Origin of the sequence: Kitasatospora sp. NPDC001603, from assembly GCF_040298365.1 — a bacterium.
Lineage (GTDB): Bacteria > Actinomycetota > Actinomycetes > Streptomycetales > Streptomycetaceae > Kitasatospora.
In genome coordinates this window covers 16,094-28,101 of record NZ_JBEPAA010000049.1, presented here as the reverse complement: position 1 = coordinate 28,101, position 12,008 = coordinate 16,094, and the positions used below count along the sequence as shown (strand labels likewise).

General features: G+C 75.5%; 9 protein-coding genes and 1 pseudogene. 8 read left to right on the top strand and 2 right to left on the bottom strand.

The features are described 5' to 3' along the window. Nucleotides 1-3: 3 nt before the first annotated feature. Both ABT263_RS26655 and ABT263_RS26650 read left to right on the top strand, forming a co-directional pair. Nucleotides 4-201, top strand: a pseudogene (locus ABT263_RS26655) (terpene synthase family protein); the annotation flags it as partial. Nucleotides 202-271: 70 nt separating this feature from the next. Next, a complete protein-coding gene (locus ABT263_RS26650; RefSeq protein WP_352294045.1) occupies nucleotides 272-511 on the top strand; it encodes a hypothetical protein in 240 nt (79 codons plus the stop codon). Nucleotides 512-622: 111 nt separating this feature from the next. Here the strand turns inward: ABT263_RS26650 and ABT263_RS26645 are convergent, their stop codons facing one another. Next, on the bottom strand, nucleotides 623-1,972 hold the full coding sequence (locus tag ABT263_RS26645; protein WP_352294043.1) for a hypothetical protein: 1,350 nt from the start codon (nucleotides 1,970-1,972) through the stop codon (nucleotides 623-625). A gap of 249 nt (nucleotides 1,973-2,221) precedes the next feature. On the opposite strand from ABT263_RS26645, the gene ABT263_RS26640 reads away from it, so the two are divergent. The 4 genes from ABT263_RS26640 to ABT263_RS26625 all read left to right on the top strand — a co-directional run bounded on the left by ABT263_RS26640 (nucleotide 2,222) and on the right by ABT263_RS26625 (nucleotide 4,676). After that, nucleotides 2,222-2,764 (top strand): EF-hand domain-containing protein, encoded by a 543-nt coding sequence (locus tag ABT263_RS26640; RefSeq protein WP_352294041.1) that lies wholly within the window; start codon nucleotides 2,222-2,224, stop codon nucleotides 2,762-2,764. A 541-nt stretch (nucleotides 2,765-3,305) separates the two neighbouring features. After that, the gene (locus ABT263_RS26635; protein WP_352294038.1) at nucleotides 3,306-3,629 is read left to right on the top strand and encodes a hypothetical protein; all 324 of its coding nucleotides are present in this window, start codon (nucleotides 3,306-3,308) and stop codon (nucleotides 3,627-3,629) included. Further along, a complete protein-coding gene (locus ABT263_RS26630; RefSeq protein ID WP_352294104.1) occupies nucleotides 3,593-4,069 on the top strand; it encodes an extracellular solute-binding protein in 477 nt (158 codons plus the stop codon). The genes ABT263_RS26635 and ABT263_RS26630 overlap by 37 nt, the downstream gene beginning before the upstream one ends. A gap of 331 nt (nucleotides 4,070-4,400) precedes the next feature. Next, the gene (locus ABT263_RS26625) at nucleotides 4,401-4,676 is read left to right on the top strand and encodes a hypothetical protein (protein ID WP_329485884.1); all 276 of its coding nucleotides are present in this window, start codon (nucleotides 4,401-4,403) and stop codon (nucleotides 4,674-4,676) included. Between the two features lie 82 nt (nucleotides 4,677-4,758). Here ABT263_RS26625 and ABT263_RS26620 read toward each other — a convergent pair whose 3' ends face one another. Further along, on the bottom strand, nucleotides 4,759-5,469 hold the full coding sequence (locus ABT263_RS26620; RefSeq protein ID WP_352294036.1) for an ABC transporter ATP-binding protein: 711 nt from the start codon (nucleotides 5,467-5,469) through the stop codon (nucleotides 4,759-4,761). A 356-nt stretch (nucleotides 5,470-5,825) separates the two neighbouring features. Here ABT263_RS26620 and ABT263_RS26615 point away from each other — a divergent pair, with 356 nt between their 5' ends. Then, a complete protein-coding gene (locus ABT263_RS26615; protein WP_352294034.1) occupies nucleotides 5,826-9,098 on the top strand; it encodes an FtsX-like permease family protein in 3,273 nt (1,090 codons plus the stop codon). Further along, the gene (locus tag ABT263_RS26610) at nucleotides 9,095-11,968 is read left to right on the top strand and encodes a hypothetical protein (protein ID WP_352294032.1); all 2,874 of its coding nucleotides are present in this window, start codon (nucleotides 9,095-9,097) and stop codon (nucleotides 11,966-11,968) included. Before ABT263_RS26615 ends, ABT263_RS26610 begins: the two co-directional genes overlap by 4 nt. The last annotated feature ends 40 nt before the right edge of the window (nucleotides 11,969-12,008 follow it).

Sequence of the window (12,008 nt, the reverse complement as noted above, 5' to 3'; positions counted from 1 at the left end):
CCGCTGACGGCCTACCGCCGTCGAACACCCCCCCACGGCCGGGTCCCCGACCCGGTGGAGTACCTCGGGACGCGCCGCCGAACCGCCGGGACCTCGCTCTCCACGATCCTGCCCCGCTACGCCCACGGGCGGGGCCTCCCGGCGGAACTGCCCGGCCAGCCCACCGTGCAGGAACTCGTCGACGCCTTCGCGGACAACGGGGACCTGCGCAACGCCTCCACTCCCACCGCAAGAGAGCGAGGTCGAACGCGACGGCAACAACGCCGTTCCGGTGTTCCAGCACTTCCTGCGCTGTTCACCGCAAAGCGTGGTCGACCACGTCGGCGACCTGATGAACGCCCGGCCGGCCTGCTTCGACCGGCCCGTACGGGAGGAACCGCCGGAACTGCCCGGCCAGCTCACCCCGGACGCCCACCGGGCGCTGTCGGCCTGCGCGGACGACTTGAAGGACTGGCCGGCAGGTGATCACGCCAGGTACCCGCAGACCCGCCGGCATGCCGTCGGCGCGTGACTCCGCGCCGCCTGGCGGGCCCCGACCGACGGCCGGCCACGCCGGCCACGCCGGTCCCGGCGGTCGGCGCCGGCGCCGTGGCCTTCGTGGAGTCCGCCGGCCTGAAGCCGGTCAGAGTGCCACACCGTGGTGCTGGGCGACGGCGAGGAGGGCGGACGTCACCATGCCTGCGAGCGCCATGACGTAGGGCACGAACTCGCGGGCGTCCGCGTGGTCGGCGAGGCGGAAGCTCAGGTCGTTCTCGTGCCAGGGGCTGTAGTGCCTGGCTTCGTCGTCGAGGAACGACCGGGCGAACTGCGCCGGGGTCCGGCGGTACCACACCGAGCGCGTGAAGGTGCTGTAGACGGTCTCCTTCCTCACCTCGGCGAAGCCGACCGGATCGCGGCGCGACCGGTCGAGCGTCAGGGTCAGCGTGTCGTAGGGGAGGACCCTGCCGTCGTAGTTCCGGAGTCTCCAGCCGCGATTGGCGGGCTCCGAGGGGACGACCGGCAGCCCGACGCCCGGCCGGGCGAGGCGCGGCGGCCGGTCGAGGGCGAGGTGCCAGCCGGACACCGACTGCTGGCTGCCCACGGTGAAGACCCGCATGCCGGGTCGGCCGGCCGTGTCGAGGGCGGCGCCCAGCCGTTCGGCCGTGGACGTGATCTCCTGCTCCGCCGCCTCCCGGGTCCGGGTGTTCACCGTCGCGCTCAGCACGTCCCGCCACCATGCGGGGAACTGCCCGAGGCCGACGATCTCCTCCACCGAGCGGCGGGCCTCCCGCTCCCACTCCACCCGGGTGCACCCGCGTCCGGCCAGTACGACGAGGAGCTTCGCCACCTCGCGCGCGGTCAGCGCCGGTTGCCCGGGCCGGCCGGCGTCCTGGGGAAGGACGAGGAGGGCCTGCCCCTCGTAGCGCCAGGTCCACGTCCGGAGGTCCGCCGCCCGGGCGAGGTCGATCCACCGCTGCTTCCACTGCCGCAGGGCGGCGATGTGGGCCAGCCGTGCGGCCTCCGCGCGGTCCCGCTCGCGAGCGCGGACCGCTCGCTCCTCCTCCCGCGCCACCGCGACGCGTGCCTCGACCTCCTGACGCACCGGACGGTAGGCCAGGGTGGCCGCCGCCAGGTCGGCGGTGTACACCTCCTCGGCGCGGCCCAGGCGCACCGCCCCGCGCCGACGGGCTCCCGGAACCCTCCTGAGCGCGCCCCGGCGGGAAACCTTCGCCCAGACCTCCCTGAGCCGGGCGGAGGCCGAATCGACCGCGCGGACGTAGGCGGCGAGCGCGTCCTGCCAGCGGCGCACCTCGTCGTCCGTCACCGTCAGGCGCACCCGGTCGGTGGTGCGCCCCCCGACGGCCTCCCACGGGGGCACCCCCGGGCGGCCGGGCAGCGGCTCGCCCTCGACGCCGTAGGCGACGACCTCGGTCGCCACCCGTTCGCTCCCGCGCCAGGTGTACCGCAGGACGGACCGCCGCTGCTCTGACACAGTCTGCTCCTTCCCCGCCCGGCCGAGCGCCGTCCCCGGCACGTACCCCGGCCGCAGGGTCGCTCAACTCCCCGGGCGGGGCGGCTTTTAGCACAGGTGGCGGTGGATCTGCCGGAAGACTCCCGTTATTCGGCGGGGGCCGGCGTTGGTGACCTATCGTCACCATACTGTCGCCACGCGTGGTGGCGCAGGAGGCCAGTACAGCAGCGGTCCGGTACGGCCGCGGTTCGGCACAGGGGAGGCCCGTCGATGGCCAGCGAGTTCCAGCAGCGCAAGCTCCGCAACGTCTTCGCCGCGTTCGACACGGACGGGGACGGCTGCCTGCGGCAGAGCGACTTTGGGGCCCTGGCGGAACGGTGGAGCCGGCTGCCGGCCGTCCAGCGGGACGCGGGGCTGAGGGCCAGGGTCGAGGCGCTCATGACGGGCTGGTGGGACCACCTGCGCACGGTCGCCGACACCGACCACGACGGCACGGTCGACATGGACGAGTTCCTGGCGCTCGTCGACCGGCTCCCCGCCCTGCGCGAGGTCGTCACGGCGACGGCCGACACCGTCTTCGACGCCGTGGACGAGAACGGGGACGGCCGCATCTCGCGCGCCGAGCACCGCCGTCTGGTCGACATCTGGCACGGCCGGAGCGTGGCGACCGACGACGTCTTCGAGCTGCTCGACCTGGACGGTGACGGGTACCTCAGCCGGGCCGAATTCGCGCTCCTGTGGGCGCAGTTCTGGATCAGCGCCGACCCGGCGGAGCCCGGAAACGTGATGTGCGGCCGCATCCCGGAGCGGTGACGCCGCCGCCGAGCGAGCGTCACCCGGCTGAACGGCTGAACGGCTGAACGGCTGAACCCGCTGTCCCGGCCGGTGCGCGGGCGCCCGCGGCCGGCGTGGACGGTGTCCGTCACGGCGGTTCCCCAGCGGTAAGGGTCGCGGTTTCCACCATCAATACTGAACGACGTTATTAGTTCGACGCTGCATTGCATCCGTGCTTCCGGATCGGCGTGACGTGTCGTCGCCCGGGCGCGGGGCGTGGGCGGCCGGCTCGTCCGTCACTGGAGACAACGTTGTCATGGCGGCGCCCCCGCCGAGCACCGATGCGGCGACGGCGCCGGTACCGAACGTCGGACGACGGGCCCTGCCCCGCCACCCAGCTTTGAGGATGCGACATGCGTGCACGGCGAGCCGAGCCCGGCCGAAGAGGCTTCCTGGGCGGATCCCTGCTGGCGGTGGCCGGTATGGTCGTCGGCTGCAGCACCGGCCCGACCGGCGGGTCCGGCGCGAGCGGCGTCACGACCACGTTGAACGTCTGGTCCCACGCCTACGGGGAGGCCGGTTGCTCGCCAAGGCCGGGATCGCCCCGCCCCGCAGCTTCGACGCGCTGGCGGCCGCGGCCAGGGCGCTCACCACCAGCAGCACCACGGGTCTGTTCGTCGGCAACGACGGCATCGGCGACACGCCGGCCCTCGCGGTGTTCTCCCGCGGCGGTGCGCTGGTCACCGACGGCAGGGCGGACTTCGACTCACCGCAGGCCGTCGAGGCGATGAGCGCCCTGAAGCGGCTGCGCGAAGACCAGTCCCTGACTGGTGGTACCCGTCCGCGTTCACCCAGGGCGTCGTGCCGATGCAGTGGTGCGGTCTCTGGGCGATGCCGGCCCTGAGGACGGCGCTCGGCGACGACTTCGGCGTGCTGCCCTGGCCCGCTTCCAGGCCCGGCGGCGGCCCGGTGGTGCGCGTCGGCGGCTGGACCAGCTGCGTCAACGCCAGGAGCCGGAACGTGGCCGCGGCGAAGACGTTCGTCCGCTGGCTCCGGGTGGAGCGGACCGAACCGCAGAAGGACTGGTCGGAGAGCTACGGCTTCCACGTGCCGCCGCGCCTGTCCGTGGCCGCGCGTTCGGAGGGACTGCGCGGGGGTACGGCGCAGGAGGCCGTCGACCTGGCCGCCAAGTGCGGCAGGTACAGCCCCGCCCTGTGGAACAGCACGGTGAACACGCTGTTCGCGGCGGCCGCCGTCAAGGTCGTCGGCGGGGGAGACGCGGCGCAGATCCCCGCCGACGCGGCCAGGCAGGCCCAGGCCGAGATCGACCGGCAGCGCGCCTGAGGAATGCCCGGTCCGCCGCCGCCCGGGCGCCCCGCGCTGCCGTCCGGGGAAGCGTTTTCGCGGGGCAGGGGTGATTCCCGGCGACGGACCGGGTGTTCCGCGGTGAGGCCCTGGTGGCGGGGGGATTTCGGCTGCTCGGCGGTGCGGGCCGGGAATTGCAAGCCGCCGTGCTACGGAATGCGCTCCGCTTGTCCGGGCCCGCGGGAATTCCGGTGCGGGGCGGATCCCGGCGGGTCCGGCTCCGGATTCGGGTATTCGGTCCGGCGGGGATTCCGGGCGCCGCCCCGGCGGTCGGGATGCGGCCGGTGCGGGGCGGGGGCAGGGTCGAGGTATGAGCGGAGTGATCGTACTGGTCGAGCTGGAGCCGTCCACGGAGGTGCTGGACGCGGGAGAGGTCGACGTGGGCGCCCGGATCCGCTGGGTGCACGCGGCCCCGGCCGACCCGGAGGTGCCGGAGGACCCGGGGCCGGTCACGTTCTGCGGGATCGGCACGGGCGACCTGGAGCGCGAGAACTACCGGCCGTCCGGGCCGGGGCAGCCCTGGTACCCGCCGTCCCAGCGGACCCGTCGGTGCCGCGCCTGCGAGTCCGCGCTCAGGGTGCTCTGAGCGGGCGGGTCGGCCCTTTCGGGGCAGCGGGCCATGCCTCTCCGGGCACGGTCCGCTGCCCGGAAAGGGCCGACCCACGGGGTCAGGGGGTGGGTTCGGTGATCCGGCCGTCGTGGAGTTCGATCACGTGGTCGGCGAGTTCCATGAGGGTGGGGTCGTGGGTGGCGACGAGGGCGGTGACGCCTTCGCTGCGGACGACGGCGCGCAGCAGTTCCATGATGGCGCGGCCGGTCTCGGAGTCGAGTTGGCCGGTGGGTTCGTCGGCGATGATGAGGTCGGGCTGGTTGGCCAGGGCCCGGGCGATGGCGACGCGTTGCTGCTGTCCGCCGGAGAGTTCGGCGGGGCGCTGGTTGGCGTGGGCGCTCAGGCCGACGAGGGCGAGGAGGGTGCGGGCGCGCTCCTCGCGCTGGGGGGTCGGGACGTTGCGCAGGCGCATCGGGATCCCGACGTTCTCGCTCGCGGTGAGGACGGGGAGGAGGCCGAAGGACTGGAACACGAAGCCGATGCGGTCGCGGCGCAGGGCGAGCCGCTGGTTCTCGTCGAGGCCGGCGAGATCGGTGCCGTCGAGGGTGATGGTGCCGCCGGTGGGGGTGTCGAGGCCGCCGACCAGGTTCAGGAGGGTGGTCTTCCCGGAGCCGGAACGGCCCTTGAGGGCGGTGAGTTCGCCGCGTCGGGCGGTGAAGGAGACGCCGCGCAGGGCGTGGACGGTGCGGTCGCCGGTGCCGAAGCTGTGGGTGAGGTCGGTGACGGTGACCATGTCGGTGGTGACGGTGGCGGCCGGTTGCTGCGTCATTGGGCGTCCCCCTGGGTGTTCCTCGACTGAAGTGAAGTACTGATGACGGGCGTTCAAGCTGAGGTGTGCATGGCATTCTGATCGAACGCTGAACCGCGTGCCACGGCCGGCCCGTTGTTCCTGTCTTGCCGGGTGGGGGTCCGATGTACTGCCAACGCGGAGAATTTGCTCACTAGTTACATGATTCGCGCAAGTCCCTTCCGTTTGAAGAGCGAATCTGACAGCATCGTCCGCTATCCGGTGATCAAGCGCCGGTGATCACCGTAGCGGTGCGTAACAGGCGTCCATCCCGTGGCTGGAGAGTGCCCGGACGGCGGCGCCGGGCGCGACCGGGATGTTCCGGGGGAGGCAACAGGATGCTCGGCTTCGTCGTGCGCCGTCTGCGCGGGCGGTTGCCGTTGGCCGGCGCCGTCCTGCTCACGGTGCTGATCACCACGGCGGTGCTCACCGCGCTGGTGGCCTTCAACCGCACCGTGGGGGAGGCGGGGCTGCGGCAGGCGCTCCAGGCACCCGGCCAGGCCGCCCGGACCACCGTTCTGGTCAAGGCCGAGCACGGCCAGGACAAGCGGGCCGCCGACGACGCGGCGGTCGCCGGCTACGCCGGCCGGCTCTTCGGCGGACTGCCCGTGCACCACGAGAGCCTGACCCGCAGCCGCTCCTACGGCCTTCCGGCCGCCGCCACCGCTCCCGCCGCCGGCCAGGCCGCCGCGAAGCAGACCGATCTCACCCTGCTCGCCACGCTCGACCACGACCGGGTCACCCTGGTGGCGGGCGCGTGGCCGGCGGCGGCCGCGGCCGGGGCCGGGCCGGTCCAGGCGGCCGTGCCACAGGCGGCGCTCGCGAGGCTGGGCCTGAGCGCCGGGGCGCTGCCCGCCGAGGTCCGGCTGGACGACCGCCTGAGCGGCGCGCCGCTCACCGTCCGGCTCACGGGCGTCTACCGCGCCACCGACCTCGCCGACCCGTACTGGCGGTTGGACCCGGTGGGCGGCCGCGAGATCCTGGTCGGCGGCTTCACCACCTACGGGCCGCTGCTGGTCGACGACAGCGCCTTCACCGCCGCCGGCGTTCCGCAGAACGGCCGGAGCTGGCTGCTCGGCGCCGACTTCTCCACCGTCCGCGCCGCCGACGCCGCCGCGGTCCGGGACCGCGCCGCCGGCCTCGCCGCGGAGCTCGGCACCTCGGCCGGCCTCCAGGTCTCGACCGAACTGCCGCTGTTCCTCCAGGAACTGGACTCCAGCGCGCTGGTCGCCCGCTCCACCCTGCTGATCGGCGCGCTGCAACTGGTGGTGCTCGCCGCCGCGGTGCTGCTACTGGTGGTGCACCTGATGGCGGCCCGGCAGGTGGGGGAGAACGCCCTGCTCGCCGCGCGCGGTGCCTCGGGTGTGCGGCTGGGCGCGTTCTCGGCGGCGGAGTCGGTGCTGCTGGCGCTGCCGGCGGCGGTGCTGGCGCCGTTGCTGGTCCCGGTGCTGCTGCGGGCGCTGACCCGGTTCGGCGCGTTGTCCCGGGTACCGCTGGACACCGGTCTGAGCTGGACCTTGTGGCCGGTCGCGGGTGTGTGCGCGCTGGCCTGTGTGGTGCTGACGGCGGCTCCGGCGGTGTTCCGCGGCGCCGGTGGCGCGGTGCTGCGCCGGGCGGGGCGCCGGCAGGCGCTGGTGGCGGGCGCGGTGCGCTCGGGTGCCGACCTCGCGGTGGTGGCGCTGGCGGTGCTGGCCTACTTCCAGCTGGCGCGTTACAGCGGCGGGCTGTCGGCGGATTCCGACGGCAAGCTGGGCCTGGACCCGGTGCTGGTGGCCGCTCCGACGCTGCTGCTGTGCGCCGGCACCCTGCTGGTGCTGCGGCTGCTGCCGTTCGCCGCCCGGCTGGGCGGCAGGCTGGCGGCGCGGGGCCGGGGCCTGGCGCCGGCCCTGGCGGGGTGGCAGCTGGCACGCCGGCCCGGGCGCGCCGCGGGGCCGGTGCTGCTGCTGGTGCTGGCGGTGTCGACGGGGGTGCTGGCGCTGGGTCAGCATGCCAGCTGGTCGGGATCGCAGCGGGACCAGGCGGACTTCGTGTCTGCGGGCGGTCTGCGGATCTTCGGGTCGGCGACGGCGTCGATGGGGCAGGGCGGCCGGTACGGGGCGCTGCCGGGCGGCGAGCGGCTGGTTCCGGTGGTCCGGCAGGAGAGTTCGCTGCCGGGCGGTGCGGCGGGTCAGCTGCTGGCGCTGGACGCCGCCGGGTTCGCGGACCGGGTGCCGGTGCGGGCGGACCTGCTGGGCGGGCAGAGCGCCCGGGAGGTGTTCGCGCCGCTGGCCGGGCCGGCCCCGACCGGGGCGCAGGCCGGGCTCCCGCTGCCGGGCAGCCCCCGGCGCATCGACGTCGAGCTCACCAATGTGCCGGCCGCGCCGGCCGACGCGCGCCCCGAGGTCTGGTTGATGCTGCGCGACCGGTTCGGCGCCACCTTCCGGGCCCCGCTGGCCGGGGTCCCCGAGCAGGGCGGCGCGGTGGCCACCGCCGACCTCTCGGCGCTGACCGGCGCGCCGGTCGGCTCCGCCGCCGCGCCGCTCACGATGGCCGGGCTGGTCGTGGTGTTCGGCTCGGACCGCGTCGTCCCGCTCAGCGGCACGCTGACCGTCGGGCGGATCGGCCTCGCCGACAGCGCCACCGGACCGGCCACCCCCGTCGCCGCCCCGGCCGGCCTCGCCTGGACCACCGTCGCCGCGTCGGACGACGAGCTGTCCTCCTCCGCGGTCCTACCGGTGGCGGAGGGCGAGGGCGAGCGGCAGCTGCTCAAGCTCCACTACGAGAAGGGGCACGGCGGCAGGAACAGCGCGGAGGCGATCGTCGCCCCCGCCGGCGCCCCGGCTCCGAAGGGGATCTCCGGGGTCGCCACCCGCGCCTATCTGACCGCGGTGGGAGCGGCGGTCGGCGACCTCGTCCAGGTGCCGTTCGCGAGCGTCACGCTGCAGGTCGAGGTGACGGGCGTGGTCGAGTCGCTGCCGGTGGTCGGGGACCGGGCGGTCGTCGTCGACCTGGCCACCGTCGCGCGGCAGATCGGCGCGGGCGGCCGGCAGCTGCCGGCCGTCTCCGAGTGGTGGCTGCCCGCCACCGGGCCGGGGGACGGGGTGCCGGCCGCGGCCGCCGCGAAGCTGCGCGCCGAACCGGGGGGCCAGCAGCTGGTGGTCCGCGACGAGGTGGCGGCTGAGCTGCTCGCGGACCCGATCGGTGCCGCGCCGCAGAACGCGCTCGCCGCGATCGCCCTGGTCAGCGCCGTGCTGGCGGCGATCGGCTTCGCCGCCGCGGCGGCGGCCTCGGCCCGCGAACGCGCGGGGGAGTTCACCGTGCTGCTCGCGCTCGGCACCCCGCGGCGCCGGCTGAGCCGGACGGTCGCCGCCGAGCAGGGCGTGCTGGTCACGCTGGGCAGCCTGGTCGGGCTGGCCCTGGGCGCCCTGACCGTCCACCTGGTGGTGCCGCTGGTGGTGCTCACCCCGTCCGCCCACCGGCCGGTGCCCGAGGTGCTGGTCGACCTGCCGTTGGGCCAGGCCCTGCTGCTCGCGGCCGCGATCACGGCCGTTGCCCTGCTGTCGGCCTCCCTGAGCGGGCGCCGCCGCCGTCGAGACGTGGCCGCCCGGCTGCGGTACGTGGAGGAGATGTGACCACCCCGGCCGACACCGGTACCCCCCGCCCCGCGCCGAGGCCGGAGCACCGCCCCGCGCCCTGGGTCCGGACCAGGCTGCGGACGGCGCCGCTGGCCGCCGCGCTGATGGCCGCGCTGGCCTTCGTCACCGTCCTGCTGGCCGCCGCCTTCCCGCGCGCCGTCGACCGGGGCACCGACGACGCGCTGCGCGAGTTCCTGCACGACCGAGGCCCGTCCTGGACCAGCCTGCTGGCCACCGGGCGCCACCAGTACGACGCCGCCGACCTGGACAGGGTGGCGGCGAAGCTCGCCTCCTACCCGAACGAGACCTTCCGGTTCGTGGCGAGCGGCCCGGTCTACGGAACGCGCAGCAACAAGTCGCGCCCGATGCTCAACACCGGGTACGCACGCCCCGACGAGGTGCCGCCCCAGCTCGACCTGGTCTCGCTGCACGGCCTCACCGACCGGGTCGCCCTGGTGGCCGGCCAGTGGCCCGGCGCCGGCGGTGGCGGCGGCCCGGTGCCGATCGCGATCAGCAAGGCCGCCGCCGACACCATCGGCATGCACCTCGGCGACCTCGTCGACGCCGGATCCTCGCTCACCGGCGAGCCGGTCCGGGCCGAGGTGGTCGGCGTCTACGTGGCCAACGACCCCGACGACCCGTACTGGGTGGGCCTGCCGTGCCCCGAGCGGGCCTGTCGGGAGGCCACCGCCAAGGTCAAATGGCGCACCGGTGGTGTGGTCTCCCCCGACGCGACGGACCGGATCGCCCCGTGGGGCGGCGGCGCGACGGACTTCTGGCGGCTGCCGGTCGACACCGCCGCCCTGCGCGCCGACCAGCTGGACCGGACCAAGGAGGAGATCTCCTCCTACCTCGCCGGCTCCACGGCGCTGCGCCTCACCACGCTGACCGGCCGCGAGGACCTGCGGGTCGGCTCGGAGCTGCCCGAGCTGTTCGGGCAGGCGGTGGCCCGCCGGGACGCGGCGGCGCCGTTGGCGGCGGTCGGTCCGGCCGGGCTGGCCGGGGTGGCCGTGGTGGTGCTCTGCCTGGCGGCGGGGCTGGCCGGGGACCGGCGGCACGGTGAGCTGGCGCTGCTGCAGGCCCGCGGCGGTTCGCGGGGCGGGGTGGTACGGCGGTTGCTCGGCGAGGGCGCGGTGACCGTGGTGCCGGCCGCGGTCGTGGCGACCGGACTGGTGTGGTGGTGGCTGCCGACCCCCCGGTGGTGGGGATCGATGGTCGCGGCGCTGGTGGTGCTGCTGCTCGCGGCGCTGGGTCTGCCGGTCCGGGCGGCGCTGCTGTGGTCGGCGCGGCGTGCGCCGGGTGGCTGGCGCCGGCTGGTGGGTGAGCTGGTGGTCGGGGCGGTGACGGTCGCGGCGGTGCTGGAGGTCCGGCGCCGGGGTGTGGTGCCGCCCGGCGACGGGCTGGACCCGTTGCTGGTGGCGGCGCCGTTGCTGTTGGCGCTGACGGGTGGGCTGGTGCTGGCCCGGGTGCAGCCCGTGCTGGTGGGCCTGTTGGCGCGGGCGGCGGGCCGGGGTCCGGGGGTGGTCGGCTTCCTGGGCCTGGCGCGGGCCGCGCGGGGATCGGGCGGCCGGCCGCGCCCGTCGGTGCTGCCGGTGTTCGCGCTGATGCTGGCGGTCACGACGGCCGGCTTCGGCGCCACCGTGCTGGACGCCGTCGACCGCGGCCGGGCGCAGGCCGTCCGGAGCGCGGTCGGTGGCGACGCGGTTGTCGGGGCACCGACCGGCGCCGTGCTCCCGCCCGGCTTCCTCACGGCGGCCGGCGCGCTGCCCGGGGTGCGGACGGCCACCGCCGTGTGGTGGGACAACGACGTGTTCCTGCTGGGCAGCGACGCCGGGCCGATCCGGGTCAGCACCCTGGTCGTGGACCCGCGGACGTACGCCGAGCTGTCCCGGGCCGTCGGTCGCGGCGCCTTCGACCCGGCCGCCCTCGCGGGTGACGACGGCGGGATCGACACCCCCGTACCGGCCCTGTTCAGCACCGAACTCGCGCGGAGGATCGGTGACGGGGGCTACCGGCTGCGGATGCCCAACGGGTGGGAGCTGCTCGCCAGGTCGGCCGGTACCCTCGACGGCACCCCGGCACTGGAGAGCTCCACCCGACGCTTCGTGGTGCTCCCGGCCGGCCCCTCGACCGCGCGCTTTCCCGAACTCAAGCGTGCCAACCTGTGGTTCGCCACCGGCGACATCGACGAGCGGCAGCTGAAGGGGCTGATGCGCGAGCTGGCACCGGTGCAGCTGCGCGACGGCTCCCCGGAGGGCGCCGCGGTGTCGGCCTCGGCCTCGGGGTCGACGCCCGGGCCGGCCGCGGCGCCTTCGCCGTCCGGGACCGCCCCGGCGGCCCAGGCACCGGCCGAGTCCGACGCCGACGCGGTGCCGACCGGGTACCTGGTCCGCACCAGTGCCGCCCGCTCCGCCGAGCTGGCGAACGACCCGTTGCAGCACTCGGCGGCCCGGCTGTTCTGGGCGGCGGTGATCGGCGCTGCCGGGTTCGCGCTGCTCGCCGTCCTGCTGACGCTGCTCCGGGCGGCTCCGGAGCGGGCGGCCGTGCTGGCACGGCTGCGCACCATGGGGCTGCGGCCCCGGCAGGGGCTGGCGTTGATCGTGGCCGAGACGCTGCCGCAGACCCTGGCCGCGGCCGTCGGCGGCGGCGTGGTGGCGTGGATCGCGGTCGCCCTGCTCGGTCCGGCGATCGACCTGTCCGCGTTGGTCGGGGCCCCGGTTCCGACCGGGCTGCGGCCGGCGCTGCTGCCGGTGCTGTTCCAGGTCCTCGGTCTGGCGGCGCTGGTCACCGCGGGTGTGCTGGCCGAGGCGCTGATCTCCGGCCGGCGCCAGATCAGCACCGAACTGCGGGCGGGGGACCAGCGATGACCGGCACCCGGCCCGCGCGGCCACCGGCCGGCGGCGGGGC